Origin of the sequence: Vibrio sp. G-C-1 (genome assembly GCF_021728015.1) — a bacterium.
GTDB lineage: Bacteria > Pseudomonadota > Gammaproteobacteria > Enterobacterales > Vibrionaceae > Vibrio > Vibrio splendidus.
In genome coordinates this window covers 65,464-89,443 of the sequence record NZ_JAKKCR010000007.1, presented here as the reverse complement: position 1 = coordinate 89,443, position 23,980 = coordinate 65,464, and the positions used below count along the sequence as shown (strand labels likewise).

Here is a 23,980-nt window from a genome sequence, read left to right as displayed (position 1 = left end):
GCCCCATATACTGCTTTATAAGTTAAAGCGGAAGAGAGAAATATATGAACTTGGAACGTTCCGAGCGTATCGAAATCCCCGTGCTACCTCTACGTGATGTAGTGGTTTACCCACACATGGTTATTCCATTGTTTGTCGGTCGTGAAAAATCGATTACTTGCCTTGAATCGGCAATGGAAGCTAACAAACAAGTACTACTTGTAGCACAGAAAGAAGCGGACACTGATGAGCCTTCAATCGACGACCTATTTAACGTAGGTACCGTCGCTACTATTCTTCAGTTGCTAAAGCTGCCTGATGGTACTGTGAAAGTACTTGTCGAAGGTCAGCAGCGTGCAAAAATTCACCAGTTCAAAGAGAGTGAGTTTTTCTTAGCGGATGCCGAATACGTTGTAACCTCAGAACTTGACGAAAAAGAACAAGAAGTGGTTGTTCGCAGCGCGATCAATCAATTCGAAGGCTTTATTAAACTAAACAAAAAAATCCCACCAGAAGTTCTAACGTCTCTGAACGGTATTGATGAGGCTGCACGCCTAGCCGATACGATTGCAGCGCACATGCCACTTAAATTGGTTGATAAGCAGCACGTTCTAGAAATTGCAGATGTGACTGAACGTCTGGAATTCTTAATGGGCCAGATGGAGTCAGAAATTGACATCCTGCAAGTTGAAAAACGCATTCGTGGCCGCGTTAAGAAGCAGATGGAGAAATCTCAGCGCGAGTACTACCTGAATGAGCAAATGAAAGCGATTCAGAAAGAACTGGGCGAGATGGATGACGCACCTGATGAATTCGAGACTCTGAAGAAGAAGATCGAAGATTCAAAAATGCCTCAAGAAGCTCGTGAAAAAACCGAGCAAGAACTGCAAAAACTGAAAATGATGTCGCCAATGTCTGCTGAAGCAACAGTAGTACGTAGCTACATTGATTGGATGGTTGGTGTTCCTTGGGCTAAGCGTTCAAAAGTTAAAAAGAATTTAGCGAAAGCGGAAGAGGTCTTGAATGAAGACCACTACGGCTTAGAGCGTGTTAAAGAACGTATCCTTGAATACTTGGCAGTACAAAATCGAATTAACAAGTTAAAAGGTCCAATCCTTTGTCTTGTTGGTCCTCCTGGTGTAGGTAAAACCTCGCTAGGCCGTTCGATTGCAGCGGCAACGGGCCGTAAGTACACTCGTATGGCTCTTGGTGGCGTACGTGACGAAGCGGAAATCCGCGGTCACCGTCGTACTTACATCGGTTCACTTCCGGGTAAACTGATCCAGAAGATGTCTAAAGTTGGTGTTAAGAACCCACTGTTCCTATTAGATGAAATCGATAAGATGTCTTCTGATATGCGTGGCGACCCATCTTCAGCGCTTCTAGAAGTGTTAGATCCAGAGCAAAACGTTGCATTCAACGATCACTACCTAGAAGTAGATTACGATCTGTCAGACGTCATGTTTGTTGCAACGTCTAACTCAATGGACATTCCTGGCCCGTTACTGGACCGTATGGAAGTGATTCGTCTGTCGGGTTACACAGAAGATGAAAAGCTGAACATCGCTAAAAGTCACTTACTGGACAAACAAGTCCAACGTAACGGCCTTAAGCCTCACGAGATTAATATCGAAGATTCAGCTATCGTTGGCATTATTCGTTATTACACGCGTGAAGCGGGTGTGCGTAATCTAGAGCGTGAAATCTCGAAGATTTGTCGTAAAGCAGTTAAGAATATCTTGCTAGACAGCAGCCTTAAGTCTGTAACGGTTAACATTGATAACCTGAAAGAGTACTTAGGCGTTCAACGTCATGACTTTGGTAAAGCGGATGAGAGTAACCGTATCGGTCAAGTGACTGGTTTAGCGTGGACTCAAGTGGGTGGTGACCTACTGACTATCGAAACTGAATCAATGCCAGGCAAAGGTAAGCTAACGCAAACCGGTTCTCTTGGCGATGTGATGAAAGAGTCGATTCAAGCAGCCATGACTGTGGTTCGTTCTCGTGCGGAAAATCTGGGTATTAACACAGATTTCTACGAGAAACGTGATATTCACGTTCACGTACCGGAAGGTGCAACACCAAAAGATGGCCCAAGTGCGGGTATCGCAATGTGTACTGCATTGGTATCTAGCTTAACGGGTAATCCGGTGAAAGCTGAGGTCGGTATGACAGGTGAAATTACCCTTCGTGGTGAAGTTTTACCTATCGGTGGCTTGAAAGAAAAACTGCTTGCAGCACACCGTGGCGGCATCAAAACTGTCTTGATTCCTAAAGACAATGAGCGTGATTTGGAAGAGATTCCAGACAATGTAATCGCTGACTTAAAGGTGATTCCGGTCCAATGGATTGATGAAGTACTTAAAGTCGCGCTAGAACGAGATCCGTCAGGGGTCGAGTTTGACGTGAAAAAATAGTGATGCATAGCAAAAATAAGTAAAGAATTACGCTGATAGACCCGAAAAGGCTTGTCAGCGTTTTTTTTGGACGCTAAGTTATTTGACTAAAGCGGCAGCCCTTTTGCAATAAGGCTTGCGGCTAAATTAAAACCAAAATGGAACGTACAGTCATCGAGAAGTAGTCACAGATGACACATAGGGGAAAAACAGTGAATAAAACACAACTAGTAGAATCAATCGCAGAAAACGCAGACATCTCTAAAGCTTCAGCTGGTCGCGCTCTAGACGCTTTCATCGAAGCAGTTGGCACAACGCTACAATCAGGTGACCAAGTTGCACTTGTTGGCTTTGGTACTTTCAGTGTTCGTACTCGTGCTGCTCGTACAGGTCGTAACCCAAAAACTGGTGAAGAGATCCAAATCGCAGAAGCTAAAGTACCTGGCTTCAAAGCAGGTAAAGCACTTAAAGACGCATGTAACTAATTTTCACTGCTGAAACCTCGCTTTTAGAGAGGGGAAGGCAGTAAAATGCGTTTACTGTTTGAAAAATGATGTTTCATTCTTAGACAGTATGTGTGCAAAGCACATTGAACTTATTTAAATTATGCGCATCCTACTGATGCGCATTTCTTTTTCTGATAATATCGCGTGAATAGATTTTATTTTGAAGCCAATGCTTCATATCCGGAGAGCACTTAAATTATGATGGATCGATTACGCGAAGGCGTGAATAGCATCGCGGTAAAAATTATCCTTGGGTTGATTATCCTGTCATTCGTATTCGCAGGTGTAGGCAGCTACATCACCGGTGGCGGTAACAACGCAGCAGCTAAAGTTGGCAACACAGAAATTGCTCGTGGTGAGTTCGAACAAGCTTACCAAAACGAACGTAATCGTATGCAGTCTCAACTTGGCGATTACTTCGCTCAAATGCTTGCAGACCCTGCATACGTAGAGTCTTTCCGTAAATCAGTACTTGATCGCATGATCAACGATGTTCTACTTGAGCAGCAAGCTGAGTCACTAGGCCTACGAATCAGTGATTCTCAAATCCGTACAATGATTCTAGAAATGCCTCAGTTCCAAACTGCTGGTCAATTTGATCAAGAAGTTTACCAATCAGCACTGCGTCGTGCAGGTTTCAGCGCAGAAAGCTTCGCTGAATACATGCGTCGTGACCTAATGCGTAACCAGCTTGTGACTGCGCTTCAAGGCAGTGAATTTGTTCTTCAAGGCGAAATCGATACGCAAAGCAAACTTATTGCGCAAACTCGTGACATTCGTACAGTGACCCTGTCTGTTGCTGATCTAGCGAAAGGCATCGAACTAACTGACGAGCAAATCGAACAGTACTATTCTGAGAACCCTCAAGCTTACACTCGTCCAGAGCAAGCTAAGGTGTCTTACATCGAGCTTTCAGCTGAAGCACTTAAGTCTCAGCTTGAAGTAAGCGATGAAGAAGCACAGAAATACTACCAAGAGCACCTAGACAAGTACTCAACTGAAGAGCAACGTAAAGTTAGCCACATTCTAGTTCAAGGCGATGACGAAGCGAAAGCTCAGTCAATCCTAAACGAGCTAAATGCAGGCGCTGATTTTGCTACGCTAGCGGAAGAGAAATCTGACGACTTCGGTAGTGCAGATGTTGGCGGTGACTTAGGTTGGATTGAACGCGATGTTATGGACCCAGCATTCGAAGACGCGGCTTTCGCTCTTGAGAATATTGGTGATACTACTGGACTAGTTAAATCTGATTTTGGCTACCACATCATCAAGCTAGACGAAGTAAAAGCGTCTCAAGCTCAGCCTTATACAGAAGTAGCGGCTGAGATTAAGCAAGAACTACTAGATCAGCATGCTGTAGACCAGTTCTACGAACAGCAAACTGAACTAGAAAAAGTAGCGTTTGAATTCCCAGATTCCTTAGATGATTCTGCAGAAGCTATCAATGCGAAGATCACGACAACAGATTTCATCTCTCAAGTTGACGCTCCGGAAGTTCTGATGACGCCTGCAGTTATGCAAGCTATCTTGAGCCCTGAAGTGAAAGAAGACGGTCTGAACTCTGAAGTTATCGAAGTTGCACCTGAGCACGTGATTGTTGTTCGTGTAGAAGAGACTCGCGACGAGACAGTTCTTCCTCTAGCTGAAGTGAAAGATCAAGTTGTCGCTGCATTGTCTGCTGTACAAGCTGAGCAACAAGCAGTTGAGCTAGGTGTTTCTCTAGTGAACGAGCTTAAGCAAGGCAACGAAACAGTACTTGCAGATAACAACCTTGAGTTCACTGAACTTGAAACGATTGACCGTAACTCGCCACTAGCAGCGTCTGTATTCGCTCTAGCGAAACCAGAAGCAGGTCAAGCTGTGTTTGGTCAATCTAAAGACCAAGACGGTAACATCGTTGTTGTTGAGCTTTCTAAAGTAACGGCTGAAATCAACCCAGCTTACAGCACTCAAATTGGTGCACAGTTGGAACGAGTTGGTAATCAGCAAGACCTTACTAATGTACTAAACGTACTGCGTAAAAATGCAGACGTTGAATACTACGTAGTGGGTCAAGGTCAGTAAGCTCAGGTTAGCTTGAGTTAGATTAGCTCGGTAGTTAAGCCTGTTTGGTGGCTGACTACCGAGAATCAACATGCGATGGTTGTTGTTTTGCAAATTAGGTTTATTCGATAAATAAGAATTGCGAGCCAACAAACAAGCTGATGAAAACAAGATGTATAACGAAGCGGGTCACTCAGGTGACCCGCTTTATTTTTGTCTGGTGATTGTGTTATCTAGTGCGGTAAATGCATAAGTTACGTTTTTTGTTCAAAGGAACGGTTTATGCGCACGATATATTCAACACTACTTCTTTCATTTCTGATGGCCCTGAGCTCCCCAGCGTTTTCTGATAGCCCAACTAAAGCTGAGCTTTACGATGGCATTGAGATTACGGTAAACATCAATACTGCGACGGCAGAAGAACTCTCAGCGCTATTAGTTGGTGTTGGGGACAAGAAAGCCCAAGAGATCGTCGATTACAGAGATCAAAACGGTGCGTTTACGAATGTTGAGGATTTGGTGAGTGTGAAAGGGATAGGTGAAGCGACGGTTGAAAAGAACCGCGAAAGAATTCAACTTTGATCCGTTTTTCTACTTGTTAGAAATGAAGCGATAGATATGAAGCCTCCGGCCAATGCACCTGCTAGGTGGGCTTCAATCGCGACACGAGCATTAATCAGTTCGCCAGTCGTGCTAGAAGGGCCAATAAGCTGCTCCCAAGCGATTTTAGCGATTAATCCCAATACTAACAGCCAACTTGATCTCCTACCGTTTAAAGCCTCACTGAGCGCGAATAAGCCAAACAACCCATGCAAAGTGCCAGATAGGCCGACATAGATCTGAATACTCGAAAACAGCAGAGCGATCCCAGTCACTAAACTAATCACAAGCAGAGCAAGAACAAGCTGTTTTTTATTCGGTTGAAACAGATAGCTGATGATCCATAAGCCTGCTAGATTCATCAGAAGGTGCGAGTAGTTGGTATGTGAAAAGTTTCCTGTTAGGATCCGCCACCATTGCCCCTCGGCAATCGCATTGCTATCCCATACGACCCAAGCTTGTATTGGCTCAAATTGGAATAAGACGCATAAAAGTGAAGTGAAAATTAAAACAGGGTACACATTAAATCCATGTCTCGTTATTGCCCCCAATGCAGCAAGGCTTTGAAAGCTTGTATTTGTCAGTGGGTTACACCACTCGAATCGAATGTTGAGCTTATCATTCTTCAGCACCCATCAGAAGAGCATCGCCCGATGGGAACTGCGCGTATCCTCTCGTTATCTCTAAATAACAGCGTGACGCTTGTCGGTGAAGACTTTTCAGACAACGAACAATTGAACGCATTGCTGGCCGATGAACATTACCAACATGTGATTTTATACCCAAGCGAAAACTCTGTTTCAGTTGAATCTGCGACATGCCCAAGCAAGAAGCTGCGTGTGATTTTATTGGATGGGACGTGGAAGAAGGCGTTCAAGATGTGGCAGGTGTCGAGTAACTTGCATGCGCTGAGCACGGTTCATTTACCGAAAGAGCTCAAGGGCAATTATCGAATCCGTAAAGCGCCCAGTGAAAACAGCCTTTCTACCGTCGAAGCTGGCTATCATTTGCTTAGCTTGCTAGAGAGTGATGGTGACTTTAGCCCTTTGCTAACGGCATTTGACCAAATGATTCAGTTTCAAATCAATCAAATGCCGCCGGGTGTGTTTGAGAAAAACTACTTAGATTAAGCCGATTCACTGGTACGAGTCAGGAATTAAAACTCGGTATGAGCTGAGAACAATTGCTGATGCATTTTCTGCGCAAGGTCATCGGTCATTGATGAGATGTAATCCGCAATCACGCGCATCTTTCTTGATTCATCTTGATGTTGTAGCCATTGCTTCTTGATAGGCAGTGGCAGCAAGCGTTCAGGATCTGCGCTGAATGCTTCAAACATATCCATGATGATCTGTTGGCCTTTGTATTCGATGACTTGAACCTGAGGCACTTGAATCACGAACTCGCTGACAAAGTGCTTCAGTTTATCGAGTGTGCCATCCATGCTCGGTTCAAGCACGGCATTGTAAGCCAACAGCACATTCTCAAAGCTAGCATCCACTCGTTCAATCGAAATACTGGTCAACAGAGCGTTGACTATCCCACCAATCGCATCCTTTCGACGATACTGCTCACCAGAGAAAAGCATCTCTGTAATTGAATCTAGGTGTTCACAAATCCAAGGATCGGCCATCTCTTTAAGTTGAGGGTAAGCTGAATCTACCCATTGTGTTTTGGTCACAGAGCCAAGCACAATGGCATCTTCTAAATCGTGGACGCCATAGGCGATGTCATCAGCCAACTCCATGATTGAACAATCAAGTGATTTATATTTGGTCTTATTGTGCTCAAGTGGCTCGGTATGCGTTTTTCTTTTCTGTTTTAGAAGCTGTTGGTCGCTGCTTGAAAGCGGCTCCAGTACCCAGTTAAAAAGTTCTTCATCATGATCGTAGATGCCTTTTGCTGGCATCCAATCTTTGGCTCGGAGTTGTCGTTGGTGCTTAACAGGCTCAGACTGTAATTTAGCTTGAACTTCGCTAAGAAGTGAAGGGTATTTAATCAGCCCCAACAGAGTGCGTCGAGATAGATTCATCCCGTGATGTTCGGTGTAGGGTTCTAACTGAGTCACTATTCGGAACGTTTGGGCATTGCCTTCAAAGCCACCATGGTCGCGCATCATGTAGTTGAGTGCGACTTCACCACCATGCCCATAAGGCGGGTGGCCAATGTCGTGAGCTAAACACAGTGAATCAATCAAGCTATCTGAGGGGAGAAGATCTCGAAACTCGGGCTGCTTTTTCTTGAGTTGAGCGACAATGCCAGTACCAAGTTGTGCGGCTTCTAGCGAATGGGTAAGGCGAGTTCGGTGGAAATCGTTTACCGTGGTGCCATGAACTTGAGTTTTTGCTTGGAGGCGACGAAAAGCCGCAGAGTGAAGCACACGCGCACGATCGCGTTGATACGGGCTACGATGGTCATCACGCCTTATTTTATGTTCATCGTCATTTCGATGTTGCCATTCTTGTTCGAGTTCAAATGGTGGTTCGAGTGGAGAAGTCAAAATAGCACCTATCAATCTGATTTATTTAGCTAATTACACTCAAGTTATACCCAGCTAGCTTATCTCGTCTAGTGATAATTCAAAGCTTGGCGCAAATGTGGTGAGAAAGTAGTCCATTTCTGGGCTTTTACGCTGTTCGAGTGTTTCTTCCAGTCGGCGTTTCGCTTGCTCGTATTCATGATTGCCCGCACTGAGCTCCTCCAAGCATTTCAGGTAAGCACAGATCGTGTCGGCTTGTTTAACGATGCTTTGCTCTTCTTTACTTGCTGTTCCAGATATCAAAAACGGGGCGAAGTCGTCTCGGAATTCTTCTGGCAGCATTGAAAGCAGTCTTTGCTCTGCTGCCGCTTCTATCTTCTTATACTCTTGTGCGATGTCTGGGTTGTAGTATTTAACCGGAGTTGGTAAATCCCCAGTCAGTACCTCGCTGGTATCGTGGTACATGCCAAGCAGAGCAATGTGCTCGGGGTTGAGCTGACCATCAAACTTCTTATTTTTAATTAATGCCAAGGCATGTGCGACGAAAGCCACCTGCAGGCTATGTTCTGAAATATTCTCGCTTGAGATTGAACGCATCAGGGGCCAGCGTTGAATCAGCTTCATACGGGCAAGATGGGCAAAGAAATGGCTTTGTTTCATAAGAGTCCTTTCTAAACTGTGCTCCACTCGTATCATGTGTTCAACATAGTGATACGAGACAGCGGATACAAAAAAGGCTCCCAAACAGGAGCCCTTTAAGCATAGAAGTGATTGATTACAAGTTAAAGTCTTTTAAAACAGCAAATTGTAGTCATCTTTCTTTGTGCTAATTAACCTTCGATGAGGTCGTCTTGGCTGTAGGTTTGTAAGAAGCGCTCTAGACGACCAATCGCGATTTCTAGGTCTTCGATATGTGGCAGAGTCACGATGCGGAAGTGATCCGGTTTTGGCCAGTTGAAGCCAGTACCTTGAACCAATAGCACCTTCTCTTGCTTAAGGAAATCGAGCACGAATTTCTGATCGTCTTTGATGTTGTACATGTTGGTGTCGATCTTAGGGAACAGGTACATCGCGCCTTTTGGTTTCACACAAGAAACGCCAGGGATCTTGTTGATCAGTTCCCATGCACGGTCACGTTGCTCAAGCAATCGACCACCAGGAAGAATCAGTTCGTTGATACTCTGATAACCACCCAGTGCTGTTTGGATGGCGTGCTGCATTGGTACGTTGGCACACAAACGCATCGAGGCCAGCATTTCTAGCCCTTCAACGTAGCCTTTCGCTATGTGTTTCGGACCCGTTAAGAACATCCAGCCACCACGGAAACCACACACGCGGTAAGCCTTAGATAGACCATTGAATGTGACCATTAGTACGTCTTCAGCAAGCGTTGCGACTGAAGTGTGTACGGCACCGTCGTAAAGCACTTTGTCGTAGATTTCATCAGCGAAGATGATCAAACCGTGCTCACGAGCAATCTCAACAACTTGTAATAGGAAATCACGGCTGTATACCGCGCCCGTTGGGTTGTTCGGGTTGATAAGAACGATGCCGCGAGTCTTTGGTGAGATCTTTGCACGCATGTCGTCTAGATCTGGATACCAATCAGCATCTTCATCACACATGTAGTGAACCGGTGTACCACCAGAAAGCGCAACAGACGCTGTCCATAGTGGGTAGTCCGGAGCGGGAACTAAGATTTCATCACCATTATCCAGTAGCGCCTGCATAGACATAACGATAAGCTCTGATGCGCCGTTACCAATGTAAACGTCTTCTACATCAAGGTTACGTAGGCCTTTTTTCTGGTAGTGCTGAACAACCGCTTTGCGGGCTGAATAGATGCCTTTTGAGTCACAGTAACCTTGAGATGTCGGTAGGTTACGGATTACATCAACAAGGATTTCATCAGGGGCGTCAAAACCAAATGGGGCGGGGTTACCAATATTAAGCTTCAGTATTTTATGCCCTTCTTCTTCCATGCGCTTAGCATGTTTGAGTACAGGTCCCCTGATTTCGTAGCATACGCTGTTGAGTTTTGACGACATCCCGATATTTTGCATTGCCGATTTCCTGAAATTAATTTAAATACTTTATTAAAGTACCGCAAAATGGGGTTTGATAGAATAAAAATCTGATGAATGTCGCATTTCAGTGTCACGTTTGGTCTTTTTGTTGTCACTCTTTTCTAAATTTTAATTAGTCGCTTTCTTTGTTGTTGTCTAAGATGAATAAAGAGGCTGGATCGCTTAAAATCACAGGAATGTTCAAAAGATATAGTAGATTCTTGATCTAAGTGGGTGCTGCCCATAAAGTATCAAACTAATATAATAATAATTTAGATGTGAACGAGGTCGATTTGTCACATTTCCAGCAAACTATCTCCGCTTTGATTGAGCGAGTACAAAATGCCCAAGCAAGTGAAGTTCGTTGTGTTGAAGTTCTAACGCAAAAACCATCGTTTGCATTTATAGAATGGCTTCATGCTCAACCGCTCTTTCCAAAGTTCTACTGGCAGTCACGTGACACTCGTGAAGAGGTCGTCGCGCTCGGTCAACTGCACACTTTTTCTGATCCTGCTCCCGCGTACGCAATTCTTGGTGAAGACCAACGAATCTGGGGTGGACGTTCATTTGATGGACATACCGCAAAGAACCGTCGTTGCATGGAATCGTTTTTCTTCCTTCCTCAGGTTGAATTGATCCGCTTTGACGACACTTGGTCGCTAGCGGTTAACTTGTCTCCTGATCGCGTTGTCTCCATTAATGCTTTGAATAAGCTTTCTGTAGAAGCGGCGATATTGGCACCTTTGTCGGCTCACATTGAACAGATTAACCACGTTCCAGAACGAGAGCAGTGGGGTAATTTGGTCGATAAAGTGCTTCAGGGCATTAGTGACGAAGAGTACAAGAAAGTGGTTTTAGCGCGTAAAACCACACTGCAGCTTGATGCGCCAATCTGCGCGGCTCAATTACTCAAGGCCAGCTACCTGCAAAACCATCATAGTTTTCACTTTATGTTGGTATTGGATTCTAAACACAGCTTTATTGGCTCAACGCCAGAGCGTTTGTATAGCCGATATGGGACAGAGCTTGATACTGAAGCTCTAGCGGGAACCATTGGTCGCGGAGAAAACGCGACAGAAGATATGGAGTTAGCGAACTGGCTTTCTCAAGACAGTAAAAACCTCAATGAGAACCAGTATGTGGTTGACGACATCATTGAGCGCCTCACTCCTCATTCTCAAACAGTTCATGTTGAAAAGGATACGCGTCTTGTGCGCTTGCGTAAGGTGCAGCATCTCAAGCGTAATATCCACGCCCAGCTTAATAATGGCGTTAACGGTGTACAGTTGCTTGCTGCATTACAGCCGACTGCTGCGGTGGCTGGTTTACCGCGTAAAGAGGCGATGGATTTCATTCTTGAACACGAACCGTTTGCGCGAGGCTGGTATGCAGGTTCTGTTGGCTATATCAGTCATCAAAGAGCGGAGTTTTGTGTCGCGATTCGAAGTGCGTTAGTTGTAAACGATCAAGTACAGCTGTTTGCTGGCGCAGGGATCGTGCCGGGGTCGGTTGCCGAGCATGAATGGCAAGAATTGAACAAGAAGATGTCGACCTTACTCAGCTTGATTTCGGATCACCCGCCGTTGGGTGTGGCGTCATGAATCACGACCAAGCCGTATTAAATAGAGTTTGGAGTCACACATTACTTGAAGAGCTAGCACGCAACGGTGTTGAACATGTTTGTGTCGCACCGGGCTCTCGCTCAACACCATTAACTCTCGAAGCGGAAGCTAATCCCAAGTTAACCTTACACACGCACTTTGATGAGCGTGGTCTTGGATTCTTAGCTTTAGGTTTAGCTAAAGCCAGTGATAAGCCAGTTGCCGTGATTGTTACCTCTGGTACTGCTGTCGCTAACCTTCTTCCTGCGACGGCTGAATCTGGGCTGACACGAGAGAAGCTGATCTTGCTGACCTCTGATAGACCCATCGACTTGGTCGACTGTGGTGCCAATCAAGCGATTCAGCAACAGGGTATCTTTTCTTCCCATGTTGAAAGTGCTTTAAACTTACCAAGCCCTAGTACACAAGTTTCTCTGAATTGGTTACTGACATCGGTTGATCACGCCCTAGTGAAACAACGCAATGTTGGTGGTGCGATTCATATAAACTGTCCGTTCCCAGAACCTCTATATTCTGCGAATAGCGCGGAAATGTATGCGGAATACACATCCAGTGTCGCTGGGTGGAAATCGGGAACAGGTTGTTACAGCCAAACGTTTTTACCTAATCAAGTGAACACACAACCTATTGCTCCAGGTGAGTATCTTGGGCGTAAGGGTGTGGTTATTCTCGGTTCGCTCGATATTGAACAAGCGACAAAAGCTCAGCAGTTTGCCACTGCATTAGGTTGGCCAGTTTTTTGTGACCCTCAATCAGGTATCACAAGTGATTGGAAACATTATGATCTGTGGATGCAGAGTGATGTAGCGAAAGAACAACTTAACCAATGTGATTTCATCCTTCAGTTCGGTGAGCGCATTGTTTCTAAGCGCCTTAATCATTGGATAAAGTCGCAAGCATCATCATTCTGCTCATCACAATATATTGTTGTGTCACCAGATACGCACCGAATCAACCAAGATCATCTGCCTCAAACCCATATCGTTGCTGCTATCGATTCATGGGTGTCAGAGCAGCATTTACCCACCTTATTAGGCCAACATGCAGGTTGGGCGGCTCCTTTAATCGAGGTCGCAAATACTGTTCAGCAACTCGCCCTCGCGCAAATATCCAACAATGACCAATTGACGGAACTCAGTGTTGCCGTTGACTTGTCGTCTAGACTTAAAGGCAGAGAGCTATTTGTGGGAAATAGCTTGATGGTAAGGCTGGTGGATATGCTGTCATCAATATCTGCGAATCAAGTTTACAGTAACCGTGGTGCATCGGGCATTGATGGCTTGGTGGCGACGGCTGCGGGCGTGGTGAAAGCCAACCAGAATCCTTTGCTGATGTTGATTGGTGATACCTCTTTGTTGTACGACCTCAATTCACTGGCTCTGCTGACTCATAATTTAACGCCGATGGTTCTTGTTGTGACCAACAATGACGGTGGTGCGATCTTTGACTTGTTGCCGGTACCAGAGCAGCAAAAACAGTCACTTTATCAAATGCCTCATGGTTTCAGTTTTGAACACGCTGCTGCGCAGTTCCAACTTGGTTATGCGGCGCCAGAAACTTTGAATTGCTATCAAACGATTATCGAACAACATTTCGAACAGGGTCAGGGTACCTTGCTCGTTGAAGTTAAGACGCCTCCCGAACAAGCGTCTACTTTACTGAAACAATTCAGTTCAATGCTCACCGAGGCATTAGCCTAAGGACTTTACATGCTTTACTCCAATTATTACCCAGCTGTACAAGAACCTTCCGACAAACCTTTGCTTGTTTTTTTACATGGTTTACTCGGAAGCGGGGATGATTGGAGTGCATGTCATCCATTTCTCGAGAATTTTCCTCTTCTTTGCATCGATTTACCCGGACACGGACAAAGTCGCTTTATCGATCCGGTAGGGTTTGATCATTGCTGCAAGAAAATTGTCCAGTGCATCACTGCTCAATTGGCGATAAACGATCTTCCTGCTGATTACCCTATCGTGGTGATTGGCTACTCTATGGGGGGAAGGCTCGCTATGTATGGAGTGACAAGCCCTTGCTTTGAGACGCTCAACCTAGAGAAAGTCATCATTGAAGGTGGCAACTTTGGCTTGGAATGTGATGAAGAGAGAGCACAGAGGTTAGTACATGATACGCAGTGGGCTGTTCGCTTTGCGCAGCAGTCGATTGAAGATGTTTTAGACGATTGGTATCAACAAAGCGTCTTTTCTTCACTAAATCATGAGCAAAGACAAACTTTGGTCATAAAGCGTAGTGGTAACCTTGGAGTATCCGTAGCAAATATGTTGTTATCTACTTCGTTAGCTAAGCAACCGGATTTACGTGCCACATTGAAATCTCATGAGCATTTATTGCATTATGTGTGTGGAGAAAAAGATCGTAAATTCATGGAGCTAGCTGAGAATAGTGGCTTTGAATATAGTCAGGTCGACTACGCTGGTCATAATGTTCATTTTGAGCAACCAGAGTTGTTTTCAAACTTGATAATCCAATGTATCGCCAGTCGTCGCTAATCAGACTGAGCGGATCTCTAGTCTCAAGCACTATCAAAAGCAGAGCAATACCGTCACGACTACTTGTTAGTCGTGGTCTCTAATAGAACAATGGGAATCACCATGGCTAAAACAGTAGGCATCACAGAAGAAGAACTTTACGCGGCAGTTAACTGGAGCGATGAAAGCAGTCAATTTGAAGATATTCAGTACCACAAGTCTGACGACGGTATTGCGAAAATCACGATTGCGCGTCCTCAAGTCCACAATGCGTTCCGTCCACAAACCGTAAAAGAGATGATCAATGCACTGGCTGATGCTCGTTATGACGAGAAAGTTGGCGTAATCATTTTGACGGGTCTTGGTGAGAAGGCGTTCTGTTCTGGTGGTGACCAAAGTATTCGTGGTGACTACGGCGGCTACCAAGATGATTCAGGTACACACCACTTGAACGTACTTGATTTCCAACGTCAAATTCGTACTTGTCCAAAACCAGTAATCGCAGCGGTATCGGGTTGGGCAGTCGGTGGCGGTCATGTACTTCACATGATGGCAGACCTTACTATCGCAGCTGAAAACGCTCAGTTCGGTCAGACGGGTCCTAAAGTCGGTTCATTCGATGGCGGTTGGGGTGCTTCTTACATGGCTCGTATCGTTGGTCAGAAGAAAGCACGTGAAATCTGGTTCTTGTGTCGTTTCTACGATGCTCAAGAAGCATTGGACATGGGCCTGGTAAACACCGTGGTGCCTGTTGCCGACCTAGAAAAAGAAACCGTTCGTTGGTGTCGTGAAGTGCTTCAACATAGCCCAATGGCGCTGCGTTGCTTGAAAGCTGCACTAAACGCAGACTGTGATGGCCAAGCTGGTCTTCAAGAGTTGGCGGGTAACGCAACCATGATGTTCTACATGACAGAAGAAGGCCAAGAAGGCCGAAACGCATTTAACGAGAAGCGTCGACCTGATTTCGACAAATTTCCGCGTAACCCATAGTCTTTCTCTTCTTTAAAATGAGTCGCTAATAGCGGCTCGTTTTGTTTTGATGTTCCCCGTTTTTTAGGAAACTTTATGAACTCAGTGAATTCTCAGCGTCACGCTAAACTCTACCGTTATCAATTGCCTATGGATAGTGGCGTGATTCTTCGTGACAATAAGTTGAACGAACGCGTTGGCTATATCATCCAACTAGAGTGTGATGGTAAAACTGGCTTTGGCGAAGTCGCACCTTTGCCAGGTTTTAGCCAAGAAGATGCCGAACAAGCTGGCATTCAGCTTCAACACGAATTAGAGCTTTGGAGCCACAATAACCCTCAAACGCCTTTTGATGAGCTATATCCTTCTGTTGCGTTTGGCTTTTCGATGGCGATGTTGGAATTACGAGGCGAACTCAATGCTGAAGGTAACTACCAAGCCGCGCCGTTGTGTACAGGAGACCCAGATGAACTGATCCCTGTGCTGAATGAGATGAAAGGCGAGAAGGTCGCGAAAGTGAAAGTCGGTCTCTACGAAGCGATTCGTGATGGCATGCTTGTCAGCTTATTCCTTGAGTCGATCCCTGATTTAACCTTAAGACTTGATGCTAACCGTGCATGGAAGCCGGAAAAGGCTAAGCAGTTTATCAAGTACATTGCGCCGTCACTGCGTCAACGTATTAGCTTTATTGAAGAGCCTTGCCAAAAACCAGAAGACAGCTTGGCATTTGCCATTGACCATGGTGTAGCGATTGCATGGGACGAAACATTGCAAGAAGCGGTGCGAAGCCCAGAGTTTGATCTTAGCGACCTTACTGGTGTTAAAGCTGTCGTGATCAAGCCAACTCTTATTGGTTCTGTCGAGCGTTGTGTGGCAATCATTGAGCGAGCACAGCAACTTGGCATTAAGCCTGTATTAAGCTCAAGCATAGAGTCGAGCCTTGGCTTAACTCAGATTGCTCGATTAGCACAACAATACTTACCTAATGAAGTGCCAGGGCTTGATACTATTGGTTTGTATCAACAACAACTCGAAGTCTCTTGGCCAGGTTGTCAGCTTCCGGTTTCTACTCTTGAACAGCAACGATTGATTTGGTCTTCTTAAGCTGATCGTTCGATTGGCTTAGATCGTTTTCAATCTATAATTTGGTTATCTTATGATGCGCCCACAATCTAATCATCACCCGCTATGGGTACAGTGGGCGCAGCAAAACCCACATCAAACAGCGTTAGTGACTACTCACCACACTTATACTTGGCAGCAAGTGTCTGTGCTCGTGAGTGAGTACCAACAACAGCTATCTCATCAAGGCCTATCTGAAGGTGATGTACTGACGATTGTTGGTAAGAATCAAGCTGAAGTGATTCCTGCTTATCTTGCCGCACTTAATTTGGGTGTTATTTGCGCTTTCACCATGCCTCAACCTCGCTTACGCCTGAAGCAAAAGCTCGATTCCTTATATCAAGCGGGTCAACAAAGCTACCTTTGGCTTTTGGACAGTAGCGGGATAGAGCAATCAGAGACTGTCGATTTAAATACTCAGTTGGTGACCTTGTCTTGCTTAAATGAAGTGAAGGTCGATGGTGATGATAATCGGATAACGACATCTCAAGACTCCAACTTCAATCCGCAAAATCTAGCGAGCATCGTATTCACTTCTGGCTCTACCGGAAATCCCAAAGCAGTGGCTCACACGCTTGAGCAACATTTATGCTCGGCGGTCGGGTTGCTTGAGGTGTTTCGTTATCAACAAGGTGACACTTGGTTACTGAGTTTACCTATGTACCATGTGTCGGGGCTAGCGATAGTTCATCGTTGGTTAGCGGCTGGTGGCTGCATCAAGATAGGCACAGGTCAGCTTGAGACTGATATAGAAGAATGCAGTCACGCTTCATTAGTCGCTACTCAGCTACATCGATTACTAAAGAGTAAGCAAGCACTTACTTTAACGCATGTACTTTTGGGTGGTAGCCATATACCTGAGGCTCTTGGGCTTGAAGCTCAACAAATGGGCATTGAAACATGGCTTGGCTACGGCATGACAGAAGCGGCTTCAACAGTGACTGCGAAGCCCGTTGATTCTAGTAATACTGCAGGTTGTGTCCTTAACCATCGCCAGCTGAAAATTGAAGAACAACGTATCTTTATTGGCGGCGATACGCTCGCTTCCGGTTATTACCACCAAGGTAAATTAACGCCATTAGTTGATAAGAACGGCTGGTTCGATAGCAAAGATCTTGGTGAGTGGGTTGGTGAACAAGTGTCGATTATTGGTCGCGCCGACAATCAGTTTATTTCTGGTGGTGAGAACATTCATTGCGAAGAGATTGAGCGAGCACTCAATCAGTTGTCTGAGGTTAATCAGGCGTTTATTGTTCCTATTGAAGACGATGAGTTCGGGTTTCGACCTGTCGCTATTGTAGATTGTGCTGATTTGCCAACCAAAGAGTGGTTTGCTGAGCAATTGAATGGCCGTCTTGAGCGGTTCAAATTTCCTGTTGAGTATTATCGAATGCCTAAGCAAGAACAGCAGGGTATTAAGGTCTCACGCGCTGGATTGGCATCTTGGTTGTCTCAGCATAGGAGTTAAAGGTAAGCGCTTACCTCGACGTTATTTGCGAAGTTGTTAGGTGACTAAGTTGTCAGGCGGTTAGTTAATTTAGCAATTAGATAGTTCAAAACAGAATTTATTATCTTTATAACCATCCATCATAATAAGCCCTATAAATAACGGATTATAGAATAAGGTCTTATTATGAAAATTGCCCTCATCATTGCGGTTTTACTGCAGATAGGCCAAGCGGTCACTTCGTCAGGGTTGACTCGCTCGTTGGCCGAACTCACCGCATTTGTGTTGGTTGTGGTACTTGTTTTAATGAAAAGAGAGAGCAAGAAGAGTGATAAGCCCCTGTTTGATTTGTGATTTTTGCAACAAAGAATATCTTTACCACAAACGATAAAGGCAAAGCCCATTGGAGCTTTGCCTTTTTGTTTTGTGGCTCGCTAATCTGAGTGTCTAGGTAACCGAACAACCAGCTAAAGCGTTTCTTTGCGAACTAAGCAAGGGTTAACCACGCCAAAGAACCCGTCGAAATCATCGTCCACATCGTAATACCAAACATCAATGGCTTCGGCCCTGCTGCTTTTAACTTCTCTACAGAAATACCACAGCCAATTAAGAACAGACACACAACCAACGCGCGTTTGGACACATCAAAGATCCCTTGGTAGACCATCTCAAATTGTGGCAGCAAGTCACTGATAGCAATGGCGGCGCAATAGAAGAAAATGAAGTAAGGAATCGTAATCTTCTTTTGATCGTTCTTGAAGATCATCGCGCTGACTAAAGCGATTGGGATGATCCAAAGTGCACGAGCGAGCTTCAATGTTGTCGCTGTCGTCAGTGCTTCTTCACCATAAGCCGAAGCTGCACCTACCACAGAAGATGTATCGTGAATTGCAATGGCGGCCCAAGTACCAAATGTTTGTTGGCTTAACTCAAGCGCGTGGCCAATCATCGGGAATAAGAATAGAGCTACCGAGTTCAACACAAATACCGTAGCTAGCGCCAAGCCAATCTGTTCATCGTCCGCTTTAATCGCAGGTGCCACAGCTGCTATCGCGCTACCACCACAAATAGCGGTACCTGAAGAGATTAGGTAACCCGTGGTGCGATCCAATCCCATTCGTTTGGCTAAGAACCAACCAATGACTAACGTACCAATGATGGTCGTGACAATTAAACCAATACCGTCGCCTGTTACCGCCAATGCTTTTTCAAACTGAATGCCAAAGCCTAAGCCGACAATCGAGTAGGCCAGTAACTTCTTTGTGAGTTTGCCTACTTCTAGATGCTCAGGGACTAAACCTAAACTAGCAAGCAGGAAGCCAATAACGAGGGCCGTAGGAGAGCTTACCCAAGGTGTTAAGCAAAACAGTGCAGCAAGATAAAATGGAGCAGACTTTTTTAGGTTCATTGTATTTAGAGTCTTGTTGTATTGTCGCGTTATTGTAATGAGACCACTATACGTTCAATAAAATGATAAGTAAGTCTAAATGAATTGAACAAACGTTAAGGAAAACTTAACGCTTGTTCAGCTGATATGAATAAAGGGCTGGTTAGCTAGCGTAGTGTCCCGCGAAGGTCTGAGACTGACTGCCGAAGAGTTTTGCATGAGGCATCTTTAGCGAGTATTGGCTTGCCAGCTTCTATTTCTAACTTGGTCCAGAAGCGGGTTGGTAACCCTTTGCAGGCACTGCCTTTATAACGACTGAAGTAGCTGCCCCATAGCCCTTTGAGAGCCATTGGGATGACTGACACAGGAGATCGTTTGATAATCAGCTCCATACCACGCATGAACTCTGCGACTTCACCATCAGAGGTTAGCTTTCCTTCTGGAAAAATACACACGATGTGGCCTTCATGCAGAGCGCGTTCTACTTCTTTAAAAGCATTTCGAATAGAGCTACGGTTGGTTGCGGAGATTGGAATAACCCCAGCTCTTTTCAAGAAACGTCTAATAGGCGGCAACTTGGTGTAATCTTCTTCCATCACAAAGCGGATCAGGCGAGGGCAAACGGCGCTCAGCAATAATGCATCCATATAACTCACATGGTTGCAGATAATCAATGCGCCGCCTTTTTCTGGCAGGTGATGTAAATTTTTATGTTTAACTCGGTACATGGTGTGAGTGACCACCCACGTAAAGAAACGGAAAGCGTAAATAGGCACCTGATAAAACAGATACAGCATAACCAAAGTGTTTCCTATCGCGAGCAGTACAAACAGTTGTGGAATTGAAAGCTCCAGAATACTAAGGCAAACAATACCTAAAACAGCGCTCCCGACCATGAATAGCGAGTTGTAGATATTGAGCCCGGCGATTACTTGAGCTCGCTCATTTGGCTTTGCTCGTAGCTGCATTAGAGAGTAAAGCGGAACAATAAAAATACCACCAGAGATCCCCAGTAGTAGAAGATAAGCAAACAGCGGCCATAGTTCTGAATACGTCACAAACTGATGGAAAGAGTTAAAGTCAGGCAAAGACTCTGGAATGGATATCGCCATCAACAGGCCGAAGATCGAAATACCTAGGCTGCCCATTGGCACGATGCCGATTTCAATACGGTGATTAGATAACTTATCGCAAGCCAACGAGCCAATCGCAATGCCTACCGAGAACAGTGCCAACAAAAACGCGACAGCGCTTTCAGTACCGTTTAAGTAAACCTTGGTGAAGTTGGGAAACTGAGTGAGGTAAGCTGCACCGAGGAACCAGAACCAGCTGATCGACATCAGTGCTTGAAAGGTTGGGCGGTCTTTTTTGGCAATAGCGAGTGTTGCGCGGGTTAGCTTTACTGGCTGCCACTTTACTTTCAGATCTGGTGCGTTACTTGGCGCTTGTGGGATAAAGCAACTTGATACATACCCGAGTACGGCGAACGAAACAATACATATCGCAGCAATGAGCTTCGCGCTTTCTTCAGATGCAATAATACCAGCACCTAGAGTACCGATTAGGATGGCTAAGAATGTGCCTGTTTCAACCAAAGCATTTCCGGACACAAGCTCTTTGGTTTCTAACTGTTGCGGAAGTAGGGCGTACTTAACTGGGCCAAAGAAGGCACTTTGTGTCCCCATCAAAAACAAAAGCAGTAGTAATATTTCGTAACTTTCGTAGATAAATCCGACCGCACCCAGTGACATGATCACCACTTCAAGAAGCTTAACTTTACGGATAAACCACGATTTTTCATATTTGTCAGCCAGCACACCAGCCAAAGCAGAAAATAGGAAGAAGGGCAGAATAAAAAGGCCAGCGGCCAAATTAATGAATAAATTGCTGGAAATAGGTAGCGTGTCTACGCTTGCGAAAGCAACAAACAGTAACAGAACATTTTTGAATATGTTGTCATTAAAGGCTCCCAGAAATTGGGTAATAAAGTAGGGTAGGAACCTTTTTTGCGTTAACAGCGAAGATTGGCTGCTGTTGTTCATTGTCTTTCCTTGGATGATTACCAGTTGGTTAAGTAGTTTGAGACTAGGTTATTGATCAACTCTTTACCATCGATAGGCTCAGAGGCGAAAAATTTATCATCAACGCTAAGTAGAGTAATTCCATGTACTCCAGACCATAATACACGGCTGGCTTTAACGACTTCGCTTTCAGTATGTTCAGGAGCAATCGCGATTAATAGTTGCTCTAGCATACCTGTCATTCTATCGATACGGTTCGATTGCCATTCAGGAAGGTTTTCACCGTTCATGTTGTGCTCAAAGATAAGCTGCCAACGGTGAGGGTGTTTTTGTGCAAAATCGTGGTAGCAGTAGGCAAGGTTGAATAGAGCTTGCTGAGGATTGCTCGATTGTTCAACTGCTACAGCAGATTCTGACGCCAGTTCATCTAATGTTTGAGCAACAACATGCAATAGCAATAGGTTGTAGTTGCCAAATACATTCACCAAGGTACTTGGAACATAACCAATCATATTGGCGATTTTGCGTAGACTTAACTCGTGATAAGAGTGCTCTTCTAAGAAGTCGGTCACCGTTTTTAAGGTTAATTGCACTAATTGTTCGCGAGTATGATCGTTTCGTCTTGCCATGGGTACTTTCTATTAAATGAACATCGTTCAATATTTTAATGCTGCCCCAGAGTGCCGTCAATCCCTTCGCTAGTTTAGTAATCAATTAATAGCCGCAATATTATGATACATGTGTAAACGCCGTGAATATTTCATTGTTCATTGTTAACGAGTATGATTAAGGTGTCGAAAGATAAAAAACCTATAAAGGATAATAATGAAACGATTTTTCTCACTAGTCGCGATCCTGTTGGTAACAGTCGCGGTGACGCCAATCGCGGAAGCGAAAAAGTTTGGTGGTGGTAAGTCATTTGGCAAAAGCTTTAAAACGGCTCCAGCACCAAAACAACAAAACACGAATTCGATCCGTCAAGATCAAACGGGTAAGAACACAGCAGCTAACTCTAGCAAGAAAGGCCTTATGGGCGGTCTGCTAGGTGGTTTACTTGCTGGTGGTCTTTTAGCTGCATTCTTTGGTGGCGCATTTGAAGGTATCCAGTTCATGGATATTCTAATTATGGGTCTGATTGCTTTCCTAGCGTTTAAATTTCTACGCGGAATGTTGGGTGCGAAGCAGGGCTCAATGAATCAGCAGAATGCACGTGGTCAACAGCCAGCATTCGGCGGCATGGGTCAGAACAAGTTTGAACAACCTAAGCAACAGCCAAATGTTCATAACTTCGAGCAAGCACAACCTCAATCACAAGGCTCTGCTGGTGGTTTCGGTTTTGGTGCACAAAGCGATGTTCCACATAACTACCCACCGGGCTTTGATCAAGCGGCATTCATCAACGGTTCTCGTGAGCACTACCGTACACTGCAAGGTGCATGGAATCACAACGAGCTAAACACGATTGAAGAATACGTATCTCCAAGCCTATTTGAAGACCTAAAAGCTGAGCGTAATAAGCTAGACGGTGATCAGCACACAGACGTAATGTACGTTGATGCTGAAATCGTTCGTGCAGACCACGATGGTAGCAAAGCACAGCTAAGCCTTCAGTTCAGCGGTCGTTACCGTGACACTGCGGATGGCGTTGAAGAAGATATCACAGATATCTGGCACCTAGAGCGTGACCTAACAACTGACAATGCACCTTGGTTAATTGTTGGTATTCAAGGCTAATTCCAAGATTTAACTCAACATCAATATGATGTAGTTATTCGGAATGACACCAAATAATTGAAAGCCCCTGCTGAGAAATCAGCAGGGGCTTTTTTGTGTCTAATGATATGCACCTGTAAGTTGCTGCTGGGGAATTGGCTTTGAGCATTTTTTTGGGGAGGGGGGGGAGAGTTTTAGATTCACGGAGCAATACCAATATGACGAAACATGTGGAACAGACAAGTAACATGAGTAGAGGAAGAGTGTCATCACGACAAATATTAAGAGGTGTATCTTATTCAAAGATTGGATTAACCTAACTAACTAACTAACTAACTAACTAACTAACTAACTAACTAACTAACTAATTTTATTCGGATTTTATGAGTAATGACAAAGTTCTTTGAACCCGTATTGGAGCCTAAGATTACTTTGCAGAAGAAACAGATAATTGCGAATGAATGTGAAGATCATGTATCGACCAATTGCTTAGGTTGCGCTGCTTATCTGGTTTGCGAGCGTCATGCTGAAGTATGGGATCACTGATGTTTGAATGGGCTAGTTCGCTTAGTCTTTTTTGCTGTAGTGTGGGTTGGTGTTTAGTTAGTTGAGGGCCGTGTTTAGAAAGATAGGTTCGGCAAGGTACGTTTAGAAAGATATAAAGCTCGGAAACGAAAAAAGCCAACTCAATGAGTTGGCTTTTCGATTTTCCAATTAAGGAGAATATGGTGGAGGGAGACGGATTCGAACCATCGAAGGCAGTGCCGGCAGATTTACAGTCTGCTCCCTTTGGCCACTCGGGAACCCCTCCAGGGTGTGTCTTACTCTTCACAAAGTAAGCCTAAATTGATGTTTTCCCATAAGCCCATCAATCAGGTTGTTCTCTTAACTCTCGAAAGAGGTAAGAAGAATATGGTGGAGGGAGACGGATTCGAACCATCGAAGGCAGTGCCGGCAGATTTACAGTCTGCTCCCTTTGGCCACTCGGGAACCCCTCCAGGGTGTGTCTTACTTTTCACAAAGTAAGCCTAAATTGATGTTTTCCCATAAGCCCATCAATCAGGTTGTTCTCTTAACTCTCGAAAGAGGTAAGAAGAATATGGTGGAGGGAGACGGATTCGAACCATCGAAGGCAGTGCCG

At 44.9% G+C, this 23,980-nt stretch carries 20 protein-coding genes and 2 tRNA genes; 13 read left to right on the top strand and 9 right to left on the bottom strand.

Annotated elements, in window-relative coordinates:
• Positions 1–44 precede the first annotated feature (44 nt).
• The 4 genes from lon (at position 45) to L3V36_RS12130 (ending at position 5,506) form a co-directional block, all read left to right on the top strand.
• Complete coding sequence (gene lon / locus L3V36_RS12145; RefSeq protein ID WP_017076773.1) at positions 45–2,396, top strand: endopeptidase La; 2,352 nt, start codon at positions 45–47, stop codon at positions 2,394–2,396.
• A 170-nt stretch (positions 2,397–2,566) separates the two neighbouring features.
• Positions 2,567–2,860 carry an HU family DNA-binding protein gene (locus L3V36_RS12140; protein ID WP_012604504.1) on the top strand — a complete coding sequence of 98 codons (294 nt, stop codon included), beginning with the start codon at positions 2,567–2,569 and terminating at the stop codon, positions 2,858–2,860.
• Between the two features lie 219 nt (positions 2,861–3,079).
• Positions 3,080–4,945, top strand: coding sequence for a peptidylprolyl isomerase (ppiD, locus tag L3V36_RS12135; RefSeq protein WP_208775059.1), 1,866 nt, complete (start codon positions 3,080–3,082; stop codon positions 4,943–4,945).
• Between the two features lie 261 nt (positions 4,946–5,206).
• The gene (locus L3V36_RS12130; protein WP_061024991.1) at positions 5,207–5,506 is read left to right on the top strand and encodes a ComEA family DNA-binding protein; all 300 of its coding nucleotides are present in this window, start codon (positions 5,207–5,209) and stop codon (positions 5,504–5,506) included.
• On the opposite strand, the gene rrtA is transcribed toward L3V36_RS12130, so the two are convergent.
• Positions 5,497–6,045 carry a rhombosortase gene (gene rrtA, locus L3V36_RS12125; protein WP_029222361.1) on the bottom strand — a complete coding sequence of 183 codons (549 nt, stop codon included), beginning with the start codon at positions 6,043–6,045 and terminating at the stop codon, positions 5,497–5,499. The genes L3V36_RS12130 and rrtA overlap by 10 nt on opposite strands.
• A 9-nt stretch (positions 6,046–6,054) precedes the next feature.
• Here rrtA and L3V36_RS12120 point away from each other — a divergent pair, with 9 nt between their 5' ends.
• A complete protein-coding gene (locus L3V36_RS12120) occupies positions 6,055–6,654 on the top strand; it encodes a DTW domain-containing protein (protein ID WP_208775056.1) in 600 nt (199 codons plus the stop codon).
• A gap of 26 nt (positions 6,655–6,680) precedes the next feature.
• Here L3V36_RS12120 and L3V36_RS12115 read toward each other — a convergent pair whose 3' ends face one another.
• The 3 genes from L3V36_RS12115 to L3V36_RS12105 form a co-directional block, all read right to left on the bottom strand.
• Positions 6,681–8,024 (bottom strand): anti-phage deoxyguanosine triphosphatase, encoded by a 1,344-nt coding sequence (locus tag L3V36_RS12115; RefSeq protein WP_017076768.1) that lies wholly within the window; start codon positions 8,022–8,024, stop codon positions 6,681–6,683.
• A gap of 54 nt (positions 8,025–8,078) precedes the next feature.
• Positions 8,079–8,663, bottom strand: coding sequence for a 5'-deoxynucleotidase (gene yfbR / locus L3V36_RS12110; protein ID WP_017076767.1), 585 nt, complete (start codon positions 8,661–8,663; stop codon positions 8,079–8,081).
• A gap of 170 nt (positions 8,664–8,833) precedes the next feature.
• Positions 8,834–10,066 carry a pyridoxal phosphate-dependent aminotransferase gene (locus L3V36_RS12105; protein WP_004736094.1) on the bottom strand — a complete coding sequence of 411 codons (1,233 nt, stop codon included), beginning with the start codon at positions 10,064–10,066 and terminating at the stop codon, positions 8,834–8,836.
• Positions 10,067–10,362: 296 nt separating this feature from the next.
• On the opposite strand from L3V36_RS12105, the gene L3V36_RS12100 reads away from it, so the two are divergent.
• The 7 genes from L3V36_RS12100 to L3V36_RS12070 all read left to right on the top strand — a co-directional run bounded on the left by L3V36_RS12100 (position 10,363) and on the right by L3V36_RS12070 (position 18,072).
• Positions 10,363–11,670 carry an isochorismate synthase MenF gene (locus L3V36_RS12100; protein WP_029222207.1) on the top strand — a complete coding sequence of 436 codons (1,308 nt, stop codon included), beginning with the start codon at positions 10,363–10,365 and terminating at the stop codon, positions 11,668–11,670.
• Positions 11,667–13,391 carry a 2-succinyl-5-enolpyruvyl-6-hydroxy-3-cyclohexene-1-carboxylic-acid synthase gene (menD, locus tag L3V36_RS12095; RefSeq protein ID WP_102447235.1) on the top strand — a complete coding sequence of 575 codons (1,725 nt, stop codon included), beginning with the start codon at positions 11,667–11,669 and terminating at the stop codon, positions 13,389–13,391. Before L3V36_RS12100 ends, menD begins: the two co-directional genes overlap by 4 nt.
• Before the next feature lie 9 nt (positions 13,392–13,400).
• On the top strand, positions 13,401–14,201 hold the full coding sequence (menH, locus tag L3V36_RS12090) for a 2-succinyl-6-hydroxy-2,4-cyclohexadiene-1-carboxylate synthase (protein WP_017091509.1): 801 nt from the start codon (positions 13,401–13,403) through the stop codon (positions 14,199–14,201).
• Positions 14,202–14,303: 102 nt separating this feature from the next.
• Positions 14,304–15,170 (top strand): 1,4-dihydroxy-2-naphthoyl-CoA synthase, encoded by an 867-nt coding sequence (gene menB / locus L3V36_RS12085; RefSeq protein ID WP_029222208.1) that lies wholly within the window; start codon positions 14,304–14,306, stop codon positions 15,168–15,170.
• 75 nt (positions 15,171–15,245) lie between these two features.
• Positions 15,246–16,253 (top strand): o-succinylbenzoate synthase, encoded by a 1,008-nt coding sequence (gene menC, locus L3V36_RS12080; RefSeq protein ID WP_102447236.1) that lies wholly within the window; start codon positions 15,246–15,248, stop codon positions 16,251–16,253.
• A gap of 52 nt (positions 16,254–16,305) precedes the next feature.
• Positions 16,306–17,739: an o-succinylbenzoate--CoA ligase gene (menE, locus tag L3V36_RS12075; protein WP_102452861.1), complete on the top strand. Its 1,434-nt coding sequence runs from the start codon at positions 16,306–16,308 to the stop codon at positions 17,737–17,739.
• A 165-nt stretch (positions 17,740–17,904) separates the two neighbouring features.
• Positions 17,905–18,072: a hypothetical protein gene (locus L3V36_RS12070; RefSeq protein ID WP_004736103.1), complete on the top strand. Its 168-nt coding sequence runs from the start codon at positions 17,905–17,907 to the stop codon at positions 18,070–18,072.
• A 133-nt stretch (positions 18,073–18,205) separates the two neighbouring features.
• On the opposite strand, the gene L3V36_RS12065 is transcribed toward L3V36_RS12070, so the two are convergent.
• From L3V36_RS12065 to L3V36_RS12055, 3 genes are all read right to left on the bottom strand, one after another.
• Positions 18,206–19,126 carry a putative sulfate exporter family transporter gene (locus L3V36_RS12065; protein WP_004736106.1) on the bottom strand — a complete coding sequence of 307 codons (921 nt, stop codon included), beginning with the start codon at positions 19,124–19,126 and terminating at the stop codon, positions 18,206–18,208.
• Between the two features lie 146 nt (positions 19,127–19,272).
• A complete protein-coding gene (locus L3V36_RS12060; protein ID WP_102447238.1) occupies positions 19,273–21,147 on the bottom strand; it encodes an MFS transporter in 1,875 nt (624 codons plus the stop codon).
• A 17-nt stretch (positions 21,148–21,164) separates the two neighbouring features.
• Positions 21,165–21,755, bottom strand: coding sequence for a TetR-like C-terminal domain-containing protein (locus L3V36_RS12055; protein ID WP_004736110.1), 591 nt, complete (start codon positions 21,753–21,755; stop codon positions 21,165–21,167).
• Positions 21,756–21,951: 196 nt separating this feature from the next.
• Here L3V36_RS12055 and L3V36_RS12050 point away from each other — a divergent pair, with 196 nt between their 5' ends.
• On the top strand, positions 21,952–22,860 hold the full coding sequence (locus L3V36_RS12050) for a TIM44-like domain-containing protein (RefSeq protein WP_065682109.1): 909 nt from the start codon (positions 21,952–21,954) through the stop codon (positions 22,858–22,860).
• A gap of 705 nt (positions 22,861–23,565) precedes the next feature.
• Here L3V36_RS12050 and L3V36_RS12045 read toward each other — a convergent pair.
• Both L3V36_RS12045 and L3V36_RS12040 read right to left on the bottom strand, forming a co-directional pair.
• A tRNA-Tyr gene (locus L3V36_RS12045) sits at positions 23,566–23,650 on the bottom strand.
• Between the two features lie 102 nt (positions 23,651–23,752).
• Positions 23,753–23,837: transfer RNA gene (locus L3V36_RS12040), tRNA-Tyr, on the bottom strand.
• Positions 23,838–23,980 lie beyond the last annotated feature (143 nt).